Consider the following 23,243-nt stretch of genomic DNA (forward strand, 5'->3'; position numbering starts at 1 on the left):
GTTTTAACGGTTTTTTTTTATCAGCAAATCTGTTCAGACGGGATACCAGAACATGTTTAATAAGATTAAAAAACAGGCAACACCAGGCATTGCAGTTCGTTCAGACAAACACACCCTGCGTTTATTACTGGCTTCAGCCCTGCTGATGGCGCCCGCCGTGCAGGCAGCCACCGAAGCCGAAAATACGCTGACGGTCACCGCAGACACCCAGGAAAGCGTCACCGCCCCGACCAAAGGGATCGTAGCGAAAGAGAGCGCTTCAGGCACCAAGACCGCCACACCGCTGCGTAAAACCCCGCAATCCATTTCTGTGGTGACGCGCGATCAGATGGACGATCAGGATGCTCGCTCAGTGGCTGATGCACTGAGTTACTCCAGTGGCGTGGTAGCAACCTACCGTGGAAACTCGAACCGTAATGATGAAGTGATCAGCCGTGGTTTCCGTTATGCACCGAAATTGCTGGATGGATTACATTTCGGTCTTTCTTCTGAGAATGGCGGGGCTGGGCAACTCGACCCATGGTTGCTTGAGCGTGTTGAAATCGTACATGGCCCGGCATCGGTACTTTATGGCCAGGTGAGCCCTGGTGGGCTGGTTCTGATGACCAGTAAGCGCCCGACAGCAGAAAGTATTCATGAAGTGCAACTCAGCACCGGTAATCGCCACTATGGTGAGGCAGCGGTGGACTTCGGCGGCAAGCTGAACGATGACAACACCTTGTTCTACCGCCTGAACGGCATTGCCAGCACCCAGAATGAGTTTGTGAAAAACAGCAAACAACAGCGTATGGCGATTGCGCCAGCGATCACCTGGCTGCCAAATGAAGACACCAGCTTTACGCTGTTAACCAGCTACCAGAATGACCCGAAAGCGGGTTCGCGTAACTTCTTGCCACGCGCAGGGACGCTCTATTCTACCGCTGCTGGCTATGTTCCTTATGACCTGAACGTCAGCGACTCTGACTTTACTAAGTCAAAGCGTGAACAGACCTCTATCGGTTACAGCCTGGAGCACAGCTTTAATGAAGCGGTATCGTTTACCCAGAACCTGCGTTACAGCCACCGCAATGAAGACTACAAATATCTGGTCTACAACGTGGATGACGGCAACCGTACACTGACGCGTCTGGCGCAGCATGAAACGGCGATGACTAACGAATTCAACGTCGACAATCAGTTGAAAGGGCTATTCGATACCGGTGAAGTGAAGCATACCGTCCTGGGCGGTTTCGATTACCGCTACTCGCATATTGATAGCAAACTGTATCGTGACTACGGCAGCAGTTACCCGATGGACTGGAGCAACCCGAGCCGTGTAGAGGTTGATGAAAGTTTGTTGGAGCTGGCCACCCATACCAAGAAATCCCTGAACCAGTACGGTGTTTATGTCCAGGATCAGCTGGAGTGGAATAACTGGAACCTGCTGCTGTCAGGTCGTAATGACTGGTCGCAGGTGAGCAACAAGGACCTCACAGCCGGGGGTTCAGATATCACTTATAATGACAGCGCGTTCACAGGGCGTGCCGGACTGCTGTATGCATTCGATAACGGTATTTCACCGTATGTCAGCTACAGCACCTCGTTTGAACCGGTGCTGGAGCAGGCGGCGGCAGGTGCCGATCCGCTGAAACCGACCACCGGTGAACAGACGGAAATCGGGGTGAAATTCCAGCCAGTGGGCGTGAATGCGATGATGACAGTCTCCTGGTTTGATATTAACCAGAAGAACGTCACCTCTTATAACCGTCTGACCAGTGCTTACGAGCAGATTGGTAAGGTCAACTCTCAGGGTATTGAGACAGAACTTCATGTGCAGCCAACGCCGGAAATTAAGCTGACTACCGCTTATACCTATACCGATGTGGTGACCAAGAGCTCAACAGATCCGGATAAAGTCGGTCACAGCCCAAATGCTATCCCGCGTCATGCTGCTTCAGCCTGGGGTAGTTACAGCTTCCTTGATGGTGTGCTGAATGGTTTGACTGTGGGTACCGGCGTTCGTTATGTGGGTAAAGCTCCGGGTGATGATATCGGCGAATACTATGTGCCGCATTACACCCTGTACGATGCGATGGTGAAATATGAACTGGGCCAGGCTGTCCCGACTCTGAAAGGGACCACCTTACAGTTCAATGCGCAGAACCTGACGGATGAGCACTATGTGTCATCTTGTGCGGGTCAGTGGGCATGTTTCTACGGTGCAGGCCGTACGTTTGTTGCTTCTGTTAATTACCGCTGGTAATGGGTAGAGCAGGGCGTTCGTCGCCACTTTGAACTAAAGCGGGGTTCCACAGAGAACCGCGTTCCTGACAAGCTTCATTATCATCCTTTTAGCCACCCCAGACGGGGTGGCTATTTTTTTTCCTGATCGTTCTCGCCACTGCACATCCTGCTTTTTTCTGACGCCAGTCTGTTTAGCCGAACCGTCGTAAATCACACTGATTTTTTCTTTAGTTTACATGTTGTTACTTTTCATTGTCCGTACCAGTTGTTTGTGTAATAAGAAATGCTAATGCAAATGTTATTGAGAGTGATTCACATTTGCATTAGTATGCGTCGGGACTTCATGCGGATGAAGCGTAACTCTGCATTTAGTAAGGTTTTTTTTCATTAATAGAGGGTGCGTTCGGACGTTAATGATCCGTGCCATTCCTGAAGTTAGCTACGGCCAATCAGTAAATCTAATGGGTTGGCGGGCTTTACTGGTTTCTTTCGTAGACAAGGCTGTTTCAGACGAGATAACACAACTATGTTGAAGAAGATAAAAACCCAGGCGCGCCCTGGTGTGGCAGTACACTCTGGAAATACCACCCTGCGCCTGTTGCTGGCGTCTTCACTGCTGGCGGCGCCGCTGGCGCAGTCCGCCACTGACAACACGCTGACGGTGACGGCGGAGTCCCAGGAGAGCGTGACGGGGCGAAACAGTGGTATTGTGGCGAAAGAGAGCGCTTCAGGCACCAAAACCCCCACCCCGCTGCGCAAAACCCCGCAATCGATTTCGGTGGTGACACGCGAGCAGATGGATGACCAGGCGGCAGCATCGGTTTCCGATGCCCTCAGTTATACCAGCGGTGTGGTGACCAACTATCGCGGTAACTCCAACCGTAACGACGAAATTATCAGCCGTGGCTTCCGCTACGCGCCAAAACTGCTGGATGGTCTGCACTTTGGTCTTTCCAGCTCCAGCGGGGGAGCCGGGCAGGTTGACCCGTGGTTGCTGGAGCGCGTGGAGATGGTCCATGGCCCTGCAGGGGTGTTATACGGCCAGGTCAGCCCGGGTGGCCTGGTGATCATGACCAGCAAGCGCCCGACGGCTGAAGCCGTTCGCGAAGTGCAGCTCAGCACCGGCAATCATCATCTGGGCGAAGCGGCCTTTGATTTTGGCGGTAAGCTGAACGATGACAACACGCTGTTTTATCGTCTGAACGGTATTGCCAGCACCAGACATGAAGAAGTGAAAAACAATAAACAGGAACGCGTGGCCATCGCGCCCGCCATCACCTGGCTGCCGAATGCCGATACCAGCTTTACCCTGTTAACCAGCTACCAGAACGACCCGAAAGCCGGATCGCGTAACTTCCTGCCGATGGTCGGGACGTTGAAAGAAGCCAGCACCGGGTATATCCCGTATGACCTGAATATCAACGACCCGAACTACTATGGTAACAAGCGCGAACAGGCTTCCATTGGCTACGAATTTGACCACAGCTTCAATGAAACGCTGTCGTTTACTCAGAACCTGCGCTATACCCATCGCGATGAAGACTATAAATATATGGTCTACACCACCAGCTCCGACCTCAACGACCACACCATTGAACGTCGCCCGCAACATGAAACGGTGATGACGAACGAATTCGGTGTCGATAACCACCTCAAAGGGCTGTTTGATACCGGTGATATCGGCCATACCGTGCTCGGTGGGCTGGATTATCGCTGGAGCCGCGTTGCCAGCACCCTGTCACGCCATACCTCCACCCAGTACCAGCTCGACTGGGCAAATCCTGGTCGTGTTGATGTGAATGAGGATGATTTTACCCCCAGCATTAACACCGTGAAGCAGCTGCATCAGGTTGGGGTCTACCTGCAGGATCAGATGGAGTGGAATAACTGGAACCTGGTCCTGTCCGGCCGCAACGACTGGTCGCAAATCCGTACGATTAACCGCCTGAACGGCACCGACGTGAAGAATAATGACAGCGCCTTTACCGGCCGTGCCGGGCTGTTGTACGCCTTCGATAACGGTCTGTCGCCGTACATCAGTTACAGCACCTCGTTTGAACCGAACCTGAGCAATGGCGCACCGGGAACCGATCCGTTTAAGCCGACAACAGGGGAGCAGACCGAAGTGGGGGTGAAATACCAGCCGCCGGGTTCCAATACCGTGATGACCGTGTCGGTGTTTGATATCACTCAGAAAAACATCACCTCGGCGAATACGGTGACCGGTTACAACGAGCAGATCGGTAAGGTTGACTCTAACGGCGTGGAAATGGAAGTGCATGCCCAGCCGTTGCCGGAAGTCAAACTGATGGCGGCTTATACCTATACCGATGCGGTGACAAAAGAGACTTACACAACCGCTCAACTTGGACGTACCCCGGCCAGCATTCCGCGTCATGCGGCATCGGCCTGGGGCAGCTACAGCTTCCTGAATGGGGCTCTGAGTGGGCTGACCGTAGGTACGGGTGTGCGTTACACCGGTGATGCCCCGGCGGACAGCACCGGAACCAACGAAGTGCCGCACTTCACGCTGTACGATGCGATGGCAAAATATGAACTGGGTGAGGCGGTTTCCAGCCTGAAAGGCACCATGGTTCAACTGAATGTGCAGAACCTGACCGACAAGCACTACGTGGCATCCTGTAGCAACAGCGAAGCCTGTTTCTATGGTTCAGGCCGCAATGTGGTGGCATCGGTGAACTATCGCTGGTAAGCCGCGAATCGTCTGACGACGAGGTGACGCGTACACGCCTCGTCCAGCGATTTATCATCTTTTACCACCCCAGCTGGGGTGGTTTTTTTTTGGCGCTCTGTCAGACTGAATGCTGCCAGTAACAGGAGAGAAAAATGTCGCAGTTATCGGGCCGCAGCCGTGCAGGCGCGTGCTGTTTCGCCGCCGGGGGATTGCTGTATCTGCTGGCCGAACGTACCAGCGCGCTGGCCTGGCATCATCCGGCCTATCGCTACAGCCACAACTATATTAGTGATCTCGGCATTCCTGAATGCGGGCCGCAGATTTGCTCACCGCTGCATAACGTGATGAATGCCGGATTTGCGGTGGAAGGCGTGCTGTTTCTGCTGGCTTGCTTACTGTTGCGGCCGCAGTTGTCGGGGGGAATGGGGTGGGCGGCGTTGCTGGCAGGCGGCCTGCATGGCATTGGTGGCGTTATGATCGCGCTATTCCACAGCGGTGGGGAAGCCGATGGGGTGACATTGCATCAGGCAGGTGCGGTGATGGCGATTGGCGGGGGTAATCTGTGCCTGATCGTCACCGGCCTGGCTTTGCGCCGTTGCGCACCCGTGTATGCCGCGTTTAGCCTGCTGCTGGGAATGTTCGGCTTGCTCTGTATGGTGCTCATCCCGTACGTGGCGTTGCCGATCGGCATCATTGAGCGTGCGGCGGTCTATCCCATCACCCTCTGGCAGGTGGTGAGCGGATTTTCATTGCTGTTACTGTCTTACCGGTTCAAAAGGAGCGTGTTGTGAATCAGAGTCAGCGTGAACATATTGCCACCGTGCTTGCCTGCACCCGCGAAGATACCCGGAATCTGGCGCAGCTTCGGCATGACCAGTCCATCCATGACTCCTGGCAACGCTGCGTTATCAACCATGGTCTTGATCCCAGCCGTATGCAGGCGGCGCGCATTCTCCCCTGGCAGGAGCTGCGTGAGCATCGCGAGCATCTTGAAGAGTTTCGCCATATTGCCCGGCACGGTTTGAGCCGGTTATACCAGCAGATTGCCCCGGCGGGCTATGTGGTGTTGCTGACGGATGCCCACGGAGTGACGGTGGACTATCTGGGGGATGACAGCGCTGAAATCAGCCTGCGCCGCGCTGGCCTGTTCCTGGGGGCGCAATGGTCGGAAGCCTGGGCGGGCACCTGTGCGGTTGGCACGGCGCTGGCGACCGGGAAAGCGCTGACCGTACATCACAACGACCACTTCGATGCCACGCATATTGCACTCTCCTGTTCGGCCGTGCCGCTGTTCGATCCGCAGGGGCAGCTTAACGCGATCCTGGATATCTCCGCACTGACTTCGCCGCAGCCGAAATCCGGCCAGCAGCTGGCATTACAGATAGCACGGATGCATGCCCACCAGATTGAAAATGCCTGGTTCGAGCATCGTCACCGTGCCGACTGGGTGCTGAAACTCAGCCCGTCCTCGCCGTTTGTCGAGGTCAGCCCGGATTACCTTATTGCCTTTGATGCCGATGGCCGGGTGATCGGGCATAACCACCGTGCGCAGCGGATGCTGGAGAAAGAGCTGGGCATTGATGCGCCGCTGCCGCACTGCCGCAGCACGCTGCTCGGGATGCCGATTGAACAGCTGTTTAATACTTCGATAGACAGTTTGCCGGACTGGCTGGCCAGCGCCAGCGGTCGTCAGGGCACGCTGGATCGGCTGCACAGCGGTGAGCGGCTGTATGTGACGGCGGTGCAGCCCGCACGCCGCCCGGAGCGCCCGGCGATCACCACACCCGCCGCACTGCCTGCGCCGCTGGCAGCGCTGACGGGCGGCGATCCGGTATTGCAGCAGCAGTTACAGCGTGCAGCACGCCTGCTGAGTGCGCCGCTGCATCTGGTGGTGCAGGGGGAAACGGGCAGCGGCAAAGAGTATTTTGCCCGCGCTTTCCATCAGTCCAGCCAGCGCAGTGGGCAGCCGTTTATTGCGGTGAACTGTGCCGCGATCCCCGCGACCTTGATTGAAAGTGTGCTGTTTGGTCATCTGCCGGGCAGTTTCTCCGGGGCGGGCAGCAAAGCGCGGCGCGGCCTGGTCCAGGAAGCCGACGGCGGCACGCTGTTCCTTGATGAGATCGGTGATATGCCGCTGGAGATGCAGACGCGGTTGCTGCGCGTGCTGGCCGAGCAGGAGGTGCTGCCGGTCGGGGCTTCACGCCCGGTTGCGGTGGATATCCGTGTGATTTCGGCCTCACATCATGTGCTTGAGGAACTGGTGGAGCAGGGGCGTTTCCGCGCCGATCTGTTCTGGCGTTTACAGGGGGCGCGTATCACCCTGCCTGCGCTACGCAATCGTCAGGATCTCGACTGGTTAATCGACAACATGCTGGCGGGCAAAGCCCGACTGTCCGCGGCGGCGCGTCAGTGCCTGCATCAACATGGCTGGCCGGGTAACCTGCGTGAACTGAGCAATGCGCTGGATTACGCCGTGGCGATGGCCGATGGCGACACGATTGACGCTGGCGAACTGCCTGACGGCATCGGCATTAGCGCACCGCTGACGTTAATTCAGGCGCGTTCGGCAGAGGGACAGGCACTGCCGGATGAAGGGCAACAGCTGGTGGCCCTGCTGCGTGCTGCACGCTGGAACCACAGCGCCGTGGCGCGTCAGCTGGGCATCAGCCGGATGACGCTGTATCGCCGGATGCAGCGTTACGGCATTCAGTCGCCCAATACGCAGCCTGCATAGCGGAAAGACATGACGATGAAAAAAAACGTTCAGGTTGCAGGTGACGGCCCGTTTATGTTGCCACACGGGCGACTGCTGTTCTGTGCAGACCCGACTGAGGCCGAGAACGGGTTGTTTCCGCTGGCCGCCGCAGGCCATAAAGTGGCCCAGTTGTGGTACGGGCCGCCGTCGCTGGTGGTGCCTTCCAGCTACCGGCGTTTCAGCTCGCTGGAGTCGGTGCGGGAGCAGTTTGCCGCAGCCGGATGCCCGGTGTTCCTGCGTAAATCCGGCGGCGGGCTGGTGCCGCAGGGGCCGGGCATCATCAACCTCAGCCTGGCGTATCCGATCGCGCGTACCCTCGGTGAGGCAGCGGAAGCCGTGTATCGTCATCTGTGCGCGATCTTAAGTGATGCGCTGGCGGAGCTGGGTGTGGTAACGGGCTGGCAGGCGGTGGAAGGATCGTTCTGCGACGGGCGTTTTAACCTCGCCTGTGGCGAAGGGCAGCAGGCGCGTAAAATCGCCGGAACGGCACAATACTGGCGGGCAATCCCTGACAGTGATGCGGATGCACCGCGTCGCCATGTGGTTCTGGCCCATGCGGTTCTGCTGGTGGACTGTGATTTAGCGGCGGCACATCGCCAGGCGAATCAGTTTGAGGCGGCGTTAGGCAGCGGGCGTTTTTATCAGGCATCAAAAACGGTCAGTGTGGCGCAGAGGCTGTCAGCCCGGCATCCGTATTTGCGTGATGAGGTGGTTGACGCGCTGATCGCGAGGATGACGTAAGCATCCCATGACGCGTTGTATCATCGCCCAACCGTAGGGTGTGACCACTGAGGTATGCCCACAAAACAAGACCTGTATTATTTGCCGCCACCTGCTTTCCCGGCCCGCCAGTGATGCAGGCCTGCACGATGGTCCAGGTCAACGTCAAGGGCGTTTCGCTTTCCCGCTGCGCGGGCTGAGCGACCCAGGGCGGCCAGTCGCCGCCACCCTGGGGACCCGGGCTTGCGGCTGGCGCTGCGTCCACTGCGTGGATGCCTTCGCAAGCGTCGTTCACCAACGCACCGGTCGTGACGGCACATCCCTGTGCCGGCTCTCCCTCTCACCGCCGTCCTGGCGGTTCGTCCTGGTTCACTGTGCTTCCTCAGCGCTGCTGAATGCCGCCTCAACGTCAAAATCCAGATCAACACCCAAACCAATACACAGAGAGCGTCATGCTGTTGCGGTTTTAAAATCCACAGCGAGCAACGGTTCTGCGGGGATGGGGCCAGTTTGAGGTAAGCCGGACGTCACGCGACAGGACGTCGCGTGCCGAGGCCCGCAGGGATGCGGATTTTGCCGCTCCGGCGTGCTCAAACTGGCCTCAGACCTGAAGTCAGGCTGTCAGAAATTAATATTGCAGGGGCTCCCTCAGTGGTCGATCTTGCGTTTCGGTCGGCTAGCAACACGGACCTGACCCATGGTACACATCATCATCACGGGCCGATCGAAAAAATGATCGACCCGCCGCCCCGGCAGACCGGGGACGGGCGGGATGGTGTTGATCGCTTTGCTTCTGTTGTCCGGTCACGGCCTGCGTCACCCTCAACGGCAGTAAGCATTCCGACTGGTGTAAAATCTGATTTATTGTGCAGCATGAAAATTTACGGAAAACCAGGCTATATTAGGCGCTTCTCTATTCCCCTACATGATGAAGGGGTAAAGCAAAAGGAGTTGCTCTGTGTCAGAACAATCGTTTGATCCCAACTCGCTGTTAAAGCATCCTGCCATTGCTCTTCCCTGTCGTCTGTTTGAGACGATGAACCGCATGGATGAATACAGTGCCGATGATATGCGCTATGGCGACTTATCAGAATCCCATCTGAAAAATGATTTCAATTTAAGGCTCGTTTCCGCACGGGTCGATCCTTACACGGGTGAGAGGATGACGGCATCGCGTTATGATCTTAATCATTGGACATCACAGCCGCTATCTGTGAAAGCACGAACGGATATTTTATTTGATGAGTTTCGCGAGTTATCGCGGATATTTTCATTTGTTGGTCCTTATCGCGGTCTGATCGAGAAGTTAATTACCCATATGCAGACAGGTAATGGCAAGGTATTTAGTAGCCACTTGTTAGATAGTGCGTATAAGGAGCAGATAGTGAACGATTCATCAAGAGATAGCTCACTTCTGAAAATCAAGAAGACACTATCGAAATTTATAAATTGGGAGGTTGGGTACTACGATAGTAAAAATAAAATTTGGTTTTCCAAAAATATGGCCAACATGATTTTACCAAAATTTAATAAATGGGTGGATAGAGTCAACTCGCTTACTATCAGCGTTCATGATGTGTGGGCAACCACCATTACGTTAAAATCACTTGTCATCAAAGGGATAACTATTCTGCTACCATTCACTATCGGGCCCAGGATCATTTTGGGCTGGATTCCAAAGATATTCTGAATCCGGTTTACAGGCAGTTTAGAATTTTTCGCATCTGGTTTTTACTGCAACATCATGAAAAATATTCATTTAAGCCTTTTATTACAGAGATGAACGCTACCATAACTATTACAGGTAATCGCTATGATTAATTCAAAAATAAAGACGAGTCAGCAACGTTTTGAAAAAGTCGTTCCGGCTACTATCATTTTGGTTGCCGCTCTTATCATACTGTATTTTTTCCTCAGGCCAGTGAAAATTGTCAGTACTGTCCGCGAATGGAATGAGGGTTACTTTTTTGTGGATAACTTTCCCATGACGGCTAAAGCGAGAATTGCATGGTGGCAGGATAATAAAGAGTTATTAAAAGAAAAATATAACATGCCGTTTATTGGCAGTGATAAGCGGTGGATGGTGTTAATTGGTGAGGCAGGTGATGGTTTTCAGTTTCTGCAGCACAGGGCCAGCGACAATGATTTGCGCTGTTTTGACAGTCTTAAGCCTGGCGCCAATTGTGTCGAAAAAAAATGGCTGTTATGGATATCGCACTACAACCAAACCGATACCAGTTACACGACGGATGATAGTGAATATATTCAGCGTGGCGAGAATGCTGAAATTAAGCGTGTTGCTGATTAATCGATAATGCTGAGATTAATCCGCAGGGGCAGACCTTTTTTTCCGGTCTGCCCATGATGTTGAGCAGGGTGCCGAGGCCCGCAGGGATGCGGACATTATCCGTGGTGATGGTCTGCACAATGGTTCAGGTCATCATCAAGAGCGTTTCGCTTTCCTGCTATGTGACTGACAAATTAACCCTCGCAAACGTTAAAAAGCACACACAAATGCTATCCTTGGCTGGCGATAATCATGGAAAAACTAAGGAATAGTAATGATTGATAAGGAAACGAAGGACGGCAGTTTGCGCCTGATGACACCAGGTGAAGTCAAAATGGCCAAAGATATTTTTCGCGAGACAATTAACTACTCGAAAGTGTGGGTACATAAAGGGAGTTATTTCTTTTTTGGACTACAGAATAAGAATACTTCCATGTCTCCCAATGGAGAGATGTATTTCCGAAATTATTACCGCCCGGACTTTTCAAAAGCCAGTATAAGCAATCAGCACATCTTTATTCATGAGTTGTCACACGTATGGCAGTTCCAGCACGGTATGAAGGTTAAATTAAGGGGGCTGCTGAGTTGGGCAGCAAAGTATCAATATGCCTTAAGCAGTTGGCCTCTCAGCGTTTATGGCATGGAACAGCAAGCACAAATTATTGCAGATTATTATCTACTTACGCGTTTCAATGGACGAGTGGATTGGAATTCGAATACTTTATGTACTAACTGTAAAGACTTATCCGATGCGGATTTAATCAGCCAGTATAAGCACACGCTGAGATCCTTCCCGTGGAGTCTGTAATGAAGATGAAAAAAATAGTGTTTCCCGTGCTGCTCACTTCACTTTTGACTGGGTGCGGGTTATTGGGGGATTACACGCCATTGCCTGAAATCGGGCAGGTTTCAAGGTCTCAGGCTGGATTCTGTTTCCAGATTAAAAATCCAGGTGACTATTACGTACATTTTCTTTCGATCAGAGAGAGAAGTGCGCCTGAGAGGTCTGGCTTCAATAGAGAATTCCCTGCCTTGCAGATCGCTGATAATCAGCTGTGTATTCCACCGTCTTACTATCACTTCCCGGATGATGGTGAGATAAATGTTGATATCGCTTTACGCTCACCGACAAAGAAAAGGAAATATCGTCGAGATATTATTTCTGAATTCAGAGTGGTGAATGGTGTGCCGATGCCCTTTGCTCCAAAGGAATATTAAGTGAAAACCGATGACTATATACGGGAAATAGAATAACGGAGCTGAACGATCCCATTAAAATAATTATGGGGTACCTCTGGCCGTTATGGCCGACCTTTTCATTTGGTCGGCCAGCACAGCCTGAGGATTACTGCGGTGGACGTACCAGGATTTTCACCTGATTTTTCTCTTTCACCAGCGCTTCAAACCCTTCGGTCACCAGATCATTCAGCTCTATGCGCTTTGTCACCAGTTTCTCCGCCTGGAAATAACCCTGGGTCATCAACTCCATCACCGCCGGGAAGATATGACGGTAAGCGATGATGCCTTTGACGTTACGCTCGGCCAGCACCACTTTGTTCGGGTGGAATGAGGCTTCACCTTCCCAGATAGACACAATGATGGTTTCGCCTTCGTAACGGGTGCTGTCGATGCACTGCTTCAGCACCACCGGCACGCCGGTCACTTCGAATGCGACATCCACGCCGCCTTTGCTCAGTTCACGAATGGTGGCAACCGCATCCTGTTTGCTCGGATCAATCACCACGTTGGCACCCAGCTCACGCGCTTTCTCGCCACGCTGCGGTGACAGTTCCACCACGTAAATCTCAGAGGCACCCGCAGCACGCAGGGCTTCAATCACCAGCAGACCGATAGGGCCGGCACCAAATACCGCCGCTTTGTCACCGGCTTTCAGCTTACTCATACGCACGGCGTGCAGTGCCACGGCGGCAGGCTCGACCAGCGCACCCTGCTCGTAAGAGAGACCGTCTGGCATACGGTGCACCATGTGCTCATCCACGGTAGTGAAGGAGGAGAAACCGCCACCGCCGCCGGAGAGGCCGTGGAAGCCCAGGTCGCCACACAGGTTGTATTTGCCTTCGCGGCAGGCTTCGCATTCACGACACGCGAGGATCGGCTCGACCACCACACGGTCACCGGCTTTGAATTTGCTGACGCCGGTACCGACTTCGACCACTTCGCCAGAGAACTCGTGGCCCATAACGATAGGGGCAATATCGTGGCTGATTTTATGAGGTTTATCGACCGGGACAAAGATCGGCCCGGCGAGGTATTCGTGCAGGTCGCTGCCGCAGATCCCGGTCCATGCCACTTTGATTTTTACCTTGCCCGCAGAAACCTGGGGTTCTTCGATATCGTCAATACGGATGTCATGCGCTTTATACCAACGTGCTGCTTTCATCTTCTTTTCCCTTGAGATTGGTCAACATCCTGTCCATTGCCATTGATGCGGCCGGATCAGGAACTCAGGGCTGCATAGTGCGAAAAGCGTGCCAGGAATTGGAGCGTTGGTAACATGTTGATTTTTCAGAAGTGGGGTGAGGAGGGCGCAGGGGGCGGAGAGGAAAAGGCGGGGGGAGTGTGACAGGTGTAACGGGGTGCGGGTGTAACAGGGGGGTCGGTGGTAATAGTCAGATTTTGGTGCGTTGTTGAGTGTCTGCTGTGTGCCAGAAGCGGACGTTGCAAAGACTTAGTACGTTAAGTACATAGCGCGCTGACCTTATGTTAAGGCCAGCCATAGCAGTTTTTCGTGAGTTGTAATCAGGGTAAAGGGAGGTCAGAACGATCCCCGCGTGTCGTCGGGTGTGAAATTACAATAAATTCTACGGGAGACTCAGTATCGTTTCTGGCTTGATGTTTCGACCCCGGGGGAATTTCTAGCCCCTGCTGGGCCTTAATATTATGCGTTTCACCTTCCAGTTCCATTGAAAGAATACCGGTGAGAACAAAGAAAAACTGTCTGGAAACGGAGTGAAAATGTCGCTTTTCAGAAGTACCTGGGGGCATTTTTTCATGAATAACTAGCATGTCCTGGCGGTTTACTAGATACCAACCGTCACAATTGTCGGCCCAGACATAATGCTCTGCATTATCCTTTGAAACCATCATACTTCTCCTTTAATACATGTGATTATCTTTCAAGGTATTAGGGGTTTTATACCAAGAGATTCTATCAATTTGCAACAGGTTAATATTTGGTTAATTCCTTAAGTCATGAATGTATTGGCATCGGGCATATAAACAGGACCGTAATGTCCGTTGTTCGCTCAAAACTGCCTGTCAAAGTGGTTAAGCTCTATAACAGCTCAGAGGTACAAAAAATCACCTTAACGTACAATAATTTTCGATATCCAAACTGACCCCTTCCATACCGCTGGGGGCTATCAGTGAAGCAGGTAAACACAGAGTTTTGGCTTGGGTCTATCGTATTCATCCATCCCCTAAAACGGCAACCGAAACCATATGGCCCACAGGATATAAACGCCACCCGCGAGAAATAACAGGCGATAGACCCAGACAATGGCGTTTTCCTGCCGCAGGTAAAATTTCAGCGGGTTACGGTGCAGGTTGGCCGCATTGTGAGTTTTATGAAAATGCGTCATCTGTTGCGCGCCTCTGCTGGCCAGTGCAATCATAAAACTGGTCATCATGATCATCACTAATACCATATAGCTTTTCACCAGAAGCCCCAGGCTCAGGCGCAGCCATGAACTGTCACCCTTGTGCAAAACGACGACACCATGTTTTTTAAGCGCAATCGCAGCAAAGCTAAGCGTAAGGTGCACGACCAGCAGGATGACAAAATGCTTCGCATTGGTGCGGAAAGGATTCTTCAGTGTGATACCAAAGATCCAGGCGAAAAACAGCAGTGTTGATGCCAGCCACATCATTGAGTTTAGAATCATTCCAGGCCTGCTCAGTAAATTACTCAGTGGCATATTTTTGCCGAATGACGGTAAGAGCGCCAGGATGATTTTTGCTGCTAAATCGTAACTGACAATATTTCACGAATACTCGGGTTCTTTTGACTGACGGTTTTTTGCCAAAAGCGGACGTCAGATCCGCTAAATACAATCAGCGCAATGGCTTTGAGAAACAGACAGCTTCTGTCCTGCCTATGTATGGGCCGTAATTCTCAATACGGATATAACCATTTTTCTCGTAGAAATTTACAGCCCGATAGTTCATGTGTCGGGTTTCCAGCCTAAGTTCTGTATATCCCATCTCTTTTGCCGATTTTTCAAGAAAAGTGAGTAAGGCACCGCCAATCCCTGACACACTTCGGTCTGAAAACATTCTTTTAAGCTCGGCGATATTTTGCGTTAATGGCCGTATAGCACCGCATCCTATAGCTTTGCCATGAGAATTCTTTGCTAATGCCCATAAAGCTTTGTCATCACTCATTGCTTCAACGGTGAAATTGCTTTTGCCATTATCACCAGTAATAGCGGCAAGTTCTACTGACAGCATTTCGATTAGTCGATGGGATTCTGAAGAAAATGGATCTGATTTCTCTACTGTTATCATGGTTATACCCTGCAGGATGAGTGTGACCAACATAAAGCATCCTGTTAAGGAAAGCATCAGCCAATACGGGGGATGGGACAACACTGTTTCCAAACTATCCCGAGGGTATCATGCCCGCTCCTCACTCTAAGCCGCCATCAGTCCACTAACTCCCACATCAAAAAAAATGCCATCCCCCAACGGGACAGCATTCCAAAATCATCCAAACCACTCTGATCTCACAGACATAAGCGGTTTTGTTTCCCTACATACTCAACTCACCGGAACGGCGGTTCATTAAACGTGCGCAGCTTACGCGAGTGCAGGCGGTCGCCCTCGGCGCGCAGCAGATCGATGGCGTGAATGCCAATCTGCAAATGCTCGGAAATGGCACCCTCATAGAAGCGGTTCGCCTGGCCCGGCAGCTTAATTTCGCCGTGCAGCGGCTTATCGGAAACGCACAGCAGGGTGCCGTAAGGCACGCGGAAGCGGTAGCCCTGGGCGGCGATAGTGGCGCTTTCCATATCGACGGCAACGGCGCGGCTGAGGTTGAAACGCAGCGCGGAAGCGGAATAACGCAGCTCCCAGTTGCGGTCGTCGGTGGTCACCACGGTGCCGGTACGCAGGCGTTCTTTCACCGCTTCACCCGGCATCCCGCTCACCAGCTTGGTGGCGTCATACAGCGCGCGCTGCACTTCGGCAATGCTCGGGATGGGGATATCCGGCGGCAGCACGGCATCCAGCACATGGTCGTCACGCAGATAGGCGTGCGCCAGCACGTAGTCACCAATAGTCTGGCTCTCGCGCAGTCCGCCGCAGTGGCCGATCATCAGCCAGGCATGAGGGCGCAGCACGGCGAGATGGTCACAGATGGTTTTGGCATTCGACGGGCCCACACCAATGTTCACCAGCGTGATGCCCTGGCCATCTTTGCCAATCAGGTGCCAGGCGGGCATCTGGTGTTTTTTCCAGGCGAGGTCAGACACCGTCTGTTCCGGGTGCGGCGTATCATGTGTGATGGTGGTGCCACCCGCGCAGGAGAGCGCCAGATACGGTGACGTCGGGTCGGCAATCTGTTCGCAGGCCCACAGCACAAACTCATCGACATAACGCGTGTAGTTGGTGAACAGCACGTAGGGCTGGAAATCCTCCACCGGCGTGCCGGTGTAGTGGCGCAGGCGTGCCAGCGAGAAATCGGTGCGCAGGGCATCGAAGTGCGACAGCGGGAAAGTTTCACCCGGCGGTAGCAGTCCGTCGGCATTCTCATCGCCAATTTGTGACAGCTCGGTGGTCGGGAAATGCTGGGCGATCCCGGCGCTCATGCTGCGATCCAGCGCCAGGCCGGAACCGTCAATCACATAGGGGAAGGGGATCTCCTGCTGCGATGGCAGCACGTCAATCTGCACCTGATACTCCTGGGTCAGCAGCGTGAGCTGATCGCTGAGGTAGTGGCGCAGCAGGGCCGGGCGGGTAATGGTGGTGCTGTAGCTGCCTGCGCGGGTAAAGCGACCAAAGGCGCGGGTCAGGCGCTGGGAGGGGGCCACGCCGTCCCAGGTGACGCGCAGTTGCGGATAAACAAACAGGCCAGCTGCGCGCTGTGTGGCATCAGGCAGGCTGCCGTCAGCGATAAACGCCGTGATGGCGTCGCGCAGGGCATCAACTGCCGCGTTGTAATGGTTTTCGAGGCTGTCGAGCGCTTCGGTGACGATCAGGGATCGCGCTACGGGATAAGTCATGGTCTCTCCTTGCATCGTTTAATTTATACCCGTCATACTTCAAGCTGCCTCTTTGTTGGCGACGTTCACTCACCCGAATCACTTACCTGTGTAAGCTCATCGGGATTCGCTCTCTTGCCGCCTCAACGCACCTCGAATTATTCAGGGTATGTTAGCTGCTGGCACCGGGTTCCAGGCTGAATCTCACCTGTTCTTCCTGCGGCTGCGGGGCATTGTCAAGCATCGCCATCAGCTGCTGGCCCACCTGCTGGCCCAGCTTTTCATAATTCAGTCGCATTGAGGTCAGCGCCGGAAAGGTGTGATCGCAGTTAGCCGAGCCATCAAGGCAGGCCACCGCCATATCATAGGGTACCTTCAACAGTCGCCGCTGACACTCAGACAGTACACCAAAAGCAATCTCTTCATGACTACAGATAATCGCATCCAGATCCGGCTGATTTTGCAGTAGCTGCCCCAGCGCATAGCGGCCAAATTCCAGGCTTGGCGCATCCGGCACGGTGATCATCAGGTCCGCATTCTGATAGTGCATCAGCATCGCTTTATGCCAGCCGTTCAACTGCTGTTTGTGCAGGCGGTTATCCGTGTGCGCGCCAATAAAACCGATGCGGCGATAGCCTTTATCCAGCAGATGCGCCGTCAGGCGTTCGGCCGCATCGTTGATGGCGATATCGAGGGTGATATCGGCAGAAAAACGCTCCGCGCCGCAGACGTTAACCGTCACCAGTTCAGCGGATTCAATCAGTTCGCAGGTCTTTTTGGAGAGCTGCGCCCCGAACAGTACCAGGGCGGAAGGGCGGTTTTGCAGCAGTTTTTCCACCAGCGGCGTTTCACCGTACTGATGATATTCATGGCAGGCCATGATCAGCTGGAAAGGCTGTTTACTTAGGGTTTGCTGCAGTGCCTGAACAAAGCGGGTGCTGGCACGATCGTGCTGAAAGGGGTAGAGCACGGCCACGGTATGCAACTGGGACGAGGCGAGCGTGCTGGCGGCCTGATTGGGCACGTAGCCGAGGGTCGCGACCGCCTGTTGGATTTTGATGAGCGAGGCTTCAGAGACCTGGCTCGGATCGCGCAGCGCGCGCGATACCGTCATCGGGCCGATACCGGCATGGCGGGCGACATCCTGCAAGGTGACGCGGTCGCTGCGCCCGGCTGCCAGTTCGCTGGCTTCCGGATTGGCCTGATAGCCCAGTGCGCGGGCGGCCTGTTCTACTTTGTTACGAACACTGTCTGACACCAGCTCCGGTGTGCGCATCACGCGCGACACGGTCATGGCCCCGACGCCGACATAATCGGCGACATCCTGCAGCGTCACCCGACCGCTACTGCGACGCTTGCGCATCCTGGTTCTCCTTCTTTACTGGTTCCGGCAGGGCCGGGCGAGGCGTGCCTCGCCCCTACAAAAATCTATGTAATGGTGAGGCGTATCTCGCCCCCACGAAATTAGCGTAGGGGTCAGGTACGCCTGACCCATTATCAACGCGCATGTGATGGTGAGGCGTGCCTCGCCCCCACGAAATTAGCGTAGGGGTCAGGCATGCCTGACCCATTATCAACGCGCATGTGATGGTGAGGTGTACCTCGCCCCCACGAAATTAACCCAGGGGTCAGGCATGCCTGACCCATTCTCACCGTCAGTGTGCCGTTGCCGACGTCTGGCAACAAATTATTCTCCGGCTGATGATAAGCCGATCACAATTAATGATAGTTATAACAGTTAGCGTTATCTTTTTAGATGTTCGTCACATTAATCAGATGAGTCTCACACTACTCTGCTCGGGCGATTAAGAGAGAGGTGACACACATGCTTAAAGAATTACTGACAGCCGACGTTGTTCAGATTATCCCTGCCTGCACTGACTGGCGTGAGGCTGTCTCACTTTCCTGCCAGCCGCTGCGCGATAATGGCACCATTGAAGCTCGTTATGTCGAGGCTATCTACCGCTCACATGAGGCGATTGGTCCATATTACGTGGTTGGCCCCGGTATCGCTATGCCTCATGCACGTCCTGAAGACGGCGCAAACAAAATGGGCGTCAGCCTGACGGTGGTCCGCGAGGGTGTAAACTTCGATTCAGAAGGGAATGACCCGGTGCATCTGCTGATTGTGCTGGCCGCAACGGACAGTAACAGCCATATCGGCATTATTACCGCGCTCGCCCATCTGTTTGATACCCCTGAAGATACGGCATCGCTGATCGCAGCGACAGAGGTCGAACAAATTTTATCCATTATTTCACGCTATTAATTCTCCCAGAGGAAAAAAAATGAAAATCACCGTGGTATGTGGCAACGGTCTTGGTACCAGCCTGATGATGGAAATGAGCATTAAATCAATCGTTAAAGATCTGGGCGTGAATGCAGAAGTCGACCATGTCGACCTCGGTTCAGCCAAAGGCACCGCCAGCGATATCTTCGTGGGCACCTCTGATATTGCCGAGCAGCTCGTGGCTCAGCAGGTAGGCGGTAAAATTGTCTCCCTGAAAAACATGGTAGACAAAGTGGCGATGAAAGAGCGTATCTCTGAAGCTCTGACCGAACTCGGCGCGTTATAAGGGAGCCAAAAATGGAATTTTTCCGTTTTTTAATGAGTGATGTGTTGTCTGAGCCGTCCATTCTGGTAGGGCTGATTGCGCTGATCGGTCTGGTGGCACAGAAAAAACCGGCCACGGAAGTGATCAAAGGGACAGTGAAAACCGTGATGGGCTTCCTGATCCTCGGTGCCGGTGCCGGGCTGATTGTCTCTTCACTGGGCGACTTCGCCGCGATCTTCCATCATGCCTTTGGTATCCCGGGTGTGGTGCCGAACAACGAAGCGATCGTTGCTGTGGCGCAGAAGAGCTTCGGCACTGAAATGGCGATGATTATGTTCTTCGCGATGGTCATCAACATTGCGATTGCCCGCTTCACACCGTGGAAATACATCTTCCTGACCGGTCACCACACGCTGTTTATGTCGATGATGGTGGCGGTGATCCTCGCGACTGCAGGCATGAAAGGCGCCAGCCTGATTGCGGTCGGTTCGCTGGTGGTTGGCGTGTCGATGGTGTTCTTCCCGGCGATTGTCCACCCGTATATGAAGAAGGTGACGGGTTCAGACGATGTGGCATTTGGTCACTTCTCGGCGATTTCTCAGTTACTGTCTGCCTGGATCGGCAGCAAATTCGGTAACAAAGAGAAATCCACCGAAGATATGGAAGTACCGAAAAGCCTGCTGTTCCTGCGTGATACGCCAGTGGCGATTGCCTTTACCATGTTCTTCATCTTTATCTTCACCTGTCTGGTGGCGGGCCCGTCAACGGTGAAAGAGATGAACGCGGGTGGCAAAAACTGGTTTATGTTCTCACTGATGCAGTCCATCACTTTTGCCGCCGGGGTTTACATCGTGCTGCAGGGTGTGCGCATGGTGATTGCGGAAATCGTTCCGGCGTTTAAAGGCATCTCTGACAAGCTGGTGCCGAACGCTAAACCGGCCCTCGACTGCCCGGTGGTGTTCCCGTATGCCCCTAATGCGGTGCTGGTGGGCTTCCTCAGCAGTTTTGTTGCCGGCGTTCTGGGCATGTTCCTGCTGTACGCGCTGAATATGACGGTTATTATTCCGGGTGTGGTGCCGCACTTCTTCGTCGGTGCTGCTGCCGGGGTGTTCGGTAATGCCACCGGTGGGCGCCGCGGGGCTATCCTCGGGGCCTTCACCAACGGCCTGCTGATTACCTTTATTCCGGTGTTCCTGCTGCCGGTACTGGGCAGCATCGGTCTGGCGAACACCACCTTCAGTGACTCTGACTTCGGTGCTGTCGGCATCCTGTTAGGCCTGATTGTGCGTTAAGGTTCTTTGCCTGAAAGCAGGGGCTGGCGAGATTCTCGTCAGCCCCTGTTTGTTTTTAGCGGTGCCTTGACCCGGATTAATGCGTCTTAGCTGAATTTCACCCAACCACATTCGTTTTTCTTAGTGGCGTAAAAACCTCAGCCCTTTATTTTTTAAGCCTCTGACCTGGCTGAAATAAGGGACTTAACGTGACGACTCAACACCGCAGACGACTGAAAACACTGGTGGGCGCGGGCAGCGTGATTTACGCCGCCAACGACACCGACCGCGCCTTTGGCATTCAGCGCGCCGTGTCACTGGCGCAAACCGCTGAACGCGAAAAAATCACCGGGCTGTTTACCGCCGATCTGCTTCAGAGCGACCCCGCCGGGCTGGCCGGGATCACTGGCAGCCAGGACCCGATTGTCACGTTGGCGGCGTTAAGCCAGGTGACCCGCCACATAGGCTTGATAGCTACCGTCACCACCACCTTCCAGCACCCGTACAATCTGGCGCGTCTGATCGGCACGCTCGACCATATCAGCGCCGGGCGCGCGGGCTGGAATGCGGTGACCTCATCGGTGGGTGAGGAGAATTTTGGTGGCGGCGAGCTGCCTTCTCCGGCGGCGCGTTATGCCCGCGCTACCGAATTTATTGAAGTGATTAATGCACTGTTCGATGCCAATGACCGGGACGCGGTACAGCGCAAGAGCGGCGGAGGTGTCAGCATCGATCCCCGCAAGCTGCATCCGATCAATTACCACGGTGATTTCTTCCGCGTGGCGGGGCCGCTAAATGTGCCACCGTCGCCGCAACATCGTCCGGTACAGTTCCAGGCCGGGCAGTCGGAGGAGGGGATCAGCCTCGGTGCCCGCTATGCCGAAGTGATTTACACCTCGCAGCCTGGGCTGGATGCCGCCAGTGCCTTTGTGGCCGAAGTCCGGCGGCGTGCGCAGCTGGCAGGCCGCGAGCAGCCGCCGCTGATCATGAACTCTTTCCACTCGGTTATCGGTGAAAGCCCGGCCGATGTGGCGCGCCGCCTGGAAGAGAAGCATCAGCGCATTGACTATCAGCGTGGACGTCTGAAGGTGGCGGATATGCTCGGCGGGGAGGTCGATTTGCAGGAGCTGGATCTCGACCGGGCGATCCCGGAATCTCTGCTGCCGGATACGAGCCAGGTGAACCGACGTCGTGGACGTGCGGAGATATTTACCCGCTATGCCCGTCAGGGGCTGACGCTGCGTCAGCTGATTATTGAAGCCGAAGAGACCGGACACTGGTTTGTTGCCGGAACCCCGGAATCGCTGGCCGATGCCATTGAGCAGCGCTATCACGCAGGTGTGCTGGATGTGATTTCGCTGCACGGGCTGGGGCAGCCAGACCAGGAAGATCTGCTGATTAATGGCCTGCTGCCGGAGCTGCGCAAACGTCATCTGTTGGATGAGGATTACCGCGGCGAGGATTTCCGCACCAGTCTTGAACTGCCCGCACGACTGCCGGGCAGGTGATACAGGTGTCACAGAGGCCGCGATTGATCAGGCGATTGCGGCAGCCATATTGCGTAACTCTGGCAGGCCGCTGAGATCCTGCTCCAGCACCAGGTCCTGATGAATTTTCAGGATCACCGCTTTCACCACATCAGAGGTTTTTTTCATCCCCTGCTGCTGCATCAGCTGGTTGAGTTCCGCCTGCTGCTTTTGCGTGATTTTCATCGAGAGGCGTCTTGACGCTTTCGCATCCGCCATGTCGCTGCTCAGCAATGTTTTCAGTTCCTGCTGCGGATAACGGCCGCTGGTCAGCGCATGCAGATACCAGAGGATCAACGCCTTGTTGAAGTTTTCGCTGAGGGTGGTATCAATCTTCTGCGTGGCGACATACAGAATATCCAGGTAGTGTACCGGCACTCTGATTTCCAGCGGGGAGCTGGACTGTTCGAAGGCCTCTTTGATACGCGCGGTGGACTGCGCGGGGATAGCGGCCACCTCATCGCAGCGGTCACAGACAGCGGCGAGAATATTTTTCACCGTGCCACGCTTATCGCTGAATGCGACATCACGTACCCGGTAGGTGGCAGATGTTTTACCGCAGTTATGGCACAGCAGCGTCCGTGTTTCGCCCTCTTTGACAATTCTCATGGTCACCTCTTCCTTGTTACAGATGCACGCTGATAAAAATCATATCAGGTTCCATAAAATAAAATTTAACGTACCACCAGCCGCCGCATTTCCAGCTGCGACAGATATGAACATCCACGTCAGGGGCCCGATGATGAGGGCTGCAATGATACCCCGACCCGCTGGTTTTCCTGATCAGTTCAGCAACCCAGACCTTATCCACCACGCCCGTCGCAAACAGGTTTTTTACGTCCAGATCCCGCCGGACTTCATGGTCATAAGCATCTTGCCTGAGGCAGTTGATTGCCTGCTTCTTCACCTCTGTGAGTGTCATATTACCTCCGTGTATTGTGTACGTTTCATTTCGTACTTTCAAGTGCCAGACACAATAAATCTGCCTGG

The 23,243-nt window shown here is 54.1% G+C and carries 20 protein-coding genes and 1 pseudogene; 13 read left to right on the forward strand and 8 right to left on the reverse strand.

Going from position 1 to position 23,243, the window contains the following annotated elements:
• Nucleotides 1-52 precede the first annotated feature (52 nt).
• The 9 genes and pseudogenes from WH277_RS15045 to WH277_RS15085 all read left to right on the forward strand — a co-directional run bounded on the left by WH277_RS15045 (nt 53) and on the right by WH277_RS15085 (nt 11,898).
• Entirely contained in the window at nt 53-2,242 is a 2,190-nt protein-coding gene (locus tag WH277_RS15045) for a TonB-dependent siderophore receptor (RefSeq protein ID WP_339505864.1), read from the forward strand.
• Nucleotides 2,243-2,749: 507 nt separating this feature from the next.
• Nucleotides 2,750-4,936 carry a TonB-dependent siderophore receptor gene (locus tag WH277_RS15050; RefSeq protein ID WP_445235319.1) on the forward strand — a complete coding sequence of 729 codons (2,187 nt, stop codon included), beginning with the start codon at nt 2,750-2,752 and terminating at the stop codon, nt 4,934-4,936.
• Nucleotides 4,937-5,070: 134 nt separating this feature from the next.
• Complete coding sequence (locus tag WH277_RS15055; RefSeq protein ID WP_339505866.1) at nt 5,071-5,709, forward strand: DUF998 domain-containing protein; 639 nt, start codon at nt 5,071-5,073, stop codon at nt 5,707-5,709.
• Nucleotides 5,706-7,652, forward strand: a complete 1,947-nt coding sequence (locus WH277_RS15060; protein ID WP_339505867.1) for a sigma-54-dependent Fis family transcriptional regulator — start codon at nt 5,706-5,708, stop codon at nt 7,650-7,652. Before WH277_RS15055 ends, WH277_RS15060 begins: the two co-directional genes overlap by 4 nt.
• Before the next feature lie 15 nt (nt 7,653-7,667).
• The gene (locus WH277_RS15065) at nt 7,668-8,414 is read left to right on the forward strand and encodes a lipoyl protein ligase domain-containing protein (protein WP_445235337.1); all 747 of its coding nucleotides are present in this window, start codon (nt 7,668-7,670) and stop codon (nt 8,412-8,414) included.
• Nucleotides 8,415-9,438: 1,024 nt separating this feature from the next.
• Nucleotides 9,439-10,214: pseudogene (locus tag WH277_RS15070) on the forward strand (DUF3289 family protein).
• A complete protein-coding gene (locus WH277_RS15075) occupies nt 10,207-10,701 on the forward strand; it encodes a DUF943 family protein (protein ID WP_133843097.1) in 495 nt (164 codons plus the stop codon). The pseudogene WH277_RS15070 and the gene WH277_RS15075 overlap by 8 nt, the downstream one beginning before the upstream one ends.
• A 253-nt stretch (nt 10,702-10,954) precedes the next feature.
• Nucleotides 10,955-11,488, forward strand: coding sequence for a type IV secretion protein Rhs (locus WH277_RS15080; protein WP_339505868.1), 534 nt, complete (start codon nt 10,955-10,957; stop codon nt 11,486-11,488).
• On the forward strand, nt 11,488-11,898 hold the full coding sequence (locus tag WH277_RS15085; protein WP_339505869.1) for a putative T6SS immunity periplasmic lipoprotein: 411 nt from the start codon (nt 11,488-11,490) through the stop codon (nt 11,896-11,898). Before WH277_RS15080 ends, WH277_RS15085 begins: the two co-directional genes overlap by 1 nt.
• 127 nt (nt 11,899-12,025) lie before the next feature.
• Here the strand turns inward: WH277_RS15085 and WH277_RS15090 are convergent, their stop codons facing one another.
• From WH277_RS15090 to WH277_RS15115, 6 genes are all read right to left on the reverse strand, one after another.
• On the reverse strand, nt 12,026-13,081 hold the full coding sequence (locus WH277_RS15090) for a 2,3-butanediol dehydrogenase (RefSeq protein ID WP_339505870.1): 1,056 nt from the start codon (nt 13,079-13,081) through the stop codon (nt 12,026-12,028).
• Between the two features lie 359 nt (nt 13,082-13,440).
• A complete protein-coding gene (locus WH277_RS15095) occupies nt 13,441-13,785 on the reverse strand; it encodes a cupin domain-containing protein (protein ID WP_101079626.1) in 345 nt (114 codons plus the stop codon).
• A 335-nt stretch (nt 13,786-14,120) separates the two neighbouring features.
• Nucleotides 14,121-14,585, reverse strand: coding sequence for a hypothetical protein (locus WH277_RS15100; RefSeq protein WP_159337002.1), 465 nt, complete (start codon nt 14,583-14,585; stop codon nt 14,121-14,123).
• A gap of 169 nt (nt 14,586-14,754) precedes the next feature.
• Nucleotides 14,755-15,240 (reverse strand): GNAT family N-acetyltransferase, encoded by a 486-nt coding sequence (locus WH277_RS15105; RefSeq protein WP_159337001.1) that lies wholly within the window; start codon nt 15,238-15,240, stop codon nt 14,755-14,757.
• A 224-nt stretch (nt 15,241-15,464) separates the two neighbouring features.
• Nucleotides 15,465-16,922 (reverse strand): AMP nucleosidase, encoded by a 1,458-nt coding sequence (locus tag WH277_RS15110; RefSeq protein ID WP_339505871.1) that lies wholly within the window; start codon nt 16,920-16,922, stop codon nt 15,465-15,467.
• 151 nt (nt 16,923-17,073) lie between these two features.
• Entirely contained in the window at nt 17,074-18,264 is a 1,191-nt protein-coding gene (locus WH277_RS15115) for a LacI family DNA-binding transcriptional regulator (protein WP_133843117.1), read from the reverse strand.
• Nucleotides 18,265-18,726: 462 nt separating this feature from the next.
• Here WH277_RS15115 and WH277_RS15120 point away from each other — a divergent pair, with 462 nt between their 5' ends.
• The 4 genes from WH277_RS15120 (at nt 18,727) to WH277_RS15135 (ending at nt 22,235) form a co-directional block, all read left to right on the forward strand.
• Nucleotides 18,727-19,170, forward strand: coding sequence for a PTS sugar transporter subunit IIA (locus WH277_RS15120; RefSeq protein WP_133843119.1), 444 nt, complete (start codon nt 18,727-18,729; stop codon nt 19,168-19,170).
• A gap of 19 nt (nt 19,171-19,189) precedes the next feature.
• Complete coding sequence (locus WH277_RS15125; RefSeq protein ID WP_133843120.1) at nt 19,190-19,477, forward strand: PTS sugar transporter subunit IIB; 288 nt, start codon at nt 19,190-19,192, stop codon at nt 19,475-19,477.
• Nucleotides 19,478-19,488: 11 nt separating this feature from the next.
• Nucleotides 19,489-20,748 carry a PTS ascorbate transporter subunit IIC gene (locus WH277_RS15130; RefSeq protein ID WP_133843122.1) on the forward strand — a complete coding sequence of 420 codons (1,260 nt, stop codon included), beginning with the start codon at nt 19,489-19,491 and terminating at the stop codon, nt 20,746-20,748.
• A 188-nt stretch (nt 20,749-20,936) separates the two neighbouring features.
• Nucleotides 20,937-22,235 carry an NtaA/DmoA family FMN-dependent monooxygenase gene (locus tag WH277_RS15135; RefSeq protein ID WP_339505872.1) on the forward strand — a complete coding sequence of 433 codons (1,299 nt, stop codon included), beginning with the start codon at nt 20,937-20,939 and terminating at the stop codon, nt 22,233-22,235.
• 27 nt (nt 22,236-22,262) lie between these two features.
• On the opposite strand, the gene WH277_RS15140 is transcribed toward WH277_RS15135, so the two are convergent.
• Nucleotides 22,263-22,862: a hypothetical protein gene (locus tag WH277_RS15140; RefSeq protein WP_159336998.1), complete on the reverse strand. Its 600-nt coding sequence runs from the start codon at nt 22,860-22,862 to the stop codon at nt 22,263-22,265.
• Nucleotides 22,863-22,878: 16 nt separating this feature from the next.
• Nucleotides 22,879-23,175 carry a hypothetical protein gene (locus WH277_RS15145; RefSeq protein WP_133843129.1) on the reverse strand — a complete coding sequence of 99 codons (297 nt, stop codon included), beginning with the start codon at nt 23,173-23,175 and terminating at the stop codon, nt 22,879-22,881.
• Between the last annotated feature and the right edge of the window lie 68 nt (nt 23,176-23,243).

This window comes from Erwinia sp. MYb416, assembly GCF_037479575.1.
GTDB lineage: Bacteria > Pseudomonadota > Gammaproteobacteria > Enterobacterales > Enterobacteriaceae > Erwinia > Erwinia rhapontici.

Excerpts from the sequence above, each read along its gene's own strand:
- WH277_RS15045 (WP_339505864.1), top strand. The coding sequence starts at position 53 with ATGTTTAATAAGATTAAAAAACAGGCAACACCAGGCATTGCAGTTCGT.
- WH277_RS15095 (WP_101079626.1), bottom strand. The coding sequence starts at position 13,785 with ATGGTTTCAAAGGATAATGCAGAGCATTATGTCTGGGCCGACAATTGT.
- WH277_RS15115 (WP_133843117.1), bottom strand. The coding sequence starts at position 18,264 with ATGCGCAAGCGTCGCAGTAGCGGTCGGGTGACGCTGCAGGATGTCGCC.
- WH277_RS15055 (WP_339505866.1), top strand. The coding sequence starts at position 5,071 with ATGTCGCAGTTATCGGGCCGCAGCCGTGCAGGCGCGTGCTGTTTCGCC.
- WH277_RS15110 (WP_339505871.1), bottom strand. The coding sequence starts at position 16,922 with ATGACTTATCCCGTAGCGCGATCCCTGATCGTCACCGAAGCGCTCGAC.
- WH277_RS15085 (WP_339505869.1), top strand. The coding sequence starts at position 11,488 with ATGAAGATGAAAAAAATAGTGTTTCCCGTGCTGCTCACTTCACTTTTG.
- WH277_RS15050 (WP_445235319.1), top strand. The coding sequence starts at position 2,750 with ATGTTGAAGAAGATAAAAACCCAGGCGCGCCCTGGTGTGGCAGTACAC.
- WH277_RS15130 (WP_133843122.1), top strand. The coding sequence starts at position 19,489 with ATGGAATTTTTCCGTTTTTTAATGAGTGATGTGTTGTCTGAGCCGTCC.
- WH277_RS15120 (WP_133843119.1), top strand. The coding sequence starts at position 18,727 with ATGCTTAAAGAATTACTGACAGCCGACGTTGTTCAGATTATCCCTGCC.
- WH277_RS15145 (WP_133843129.1), bottom strand. The coding sequence starts at position 23,175 with ATGACACTCACAGAGGTGAAGAAGCAGGCAATCAACTGCCTCAGGCAA.
- WH277_RS15080 (WP_339505868.1), top strand. The coding sequence starts at position 10,955 with ATGATTGATAAGGAAACGAAGGACGGCAGTTTGCGCCTGATGACACCA.
- WH277_RS15090 (WP_339505870.1), bottom strand. The coding sequence starts at position 13,081 with ATGAAAGCAGCACGTTGGTATAAAGCGCATGACATCCGTATTGACGAT.
- WH277_RS15075 (WP_133843097.1), top strand. The coding sequence starts at position 10,207 with ATGATTAATTCAAAAATAAAGACGAGTCAGCAACGTTTTGAAAAAGTC.
- WH277_RS15140 (WP_159336998.1), bottom strand. The coding sequence starts at position 22,862 with ATGAGAATTGTCAAAGAGGGCGAAACACGGACGCTGCTGTGCCATAAC.
- WH277_RS15105 (WP_159337001.1), bottom strand. The coding sequence starts at position 15,240 with ATGTTGGTCACACTCATCCTGCAGGGTATAACCATGATAACAGTAGAG.
- WH277_RS15125 (WP_133843120.1), top strand. The coding sequence starts at position 19,190 with ATGAAAATCACCGTGGTATGTGGCAACGGTCTTGGTACCAGCCTGATG.
- WH277_RS15100 (WP_159337002.1), bottom strand. The coding sequence starts at position 14,585 with ATGATTCTAAACTCAATGATGTGGCTGGCATCAACACTGCTGTTTTTC.
- WH277_RS15065 (WP_445235337.1), top strand. The coding sequence starts at position 7,668 with ATGAAAAAAAACGTTCAGGTTGCAGGTGACGGCCCGTTTATGTTGCCA.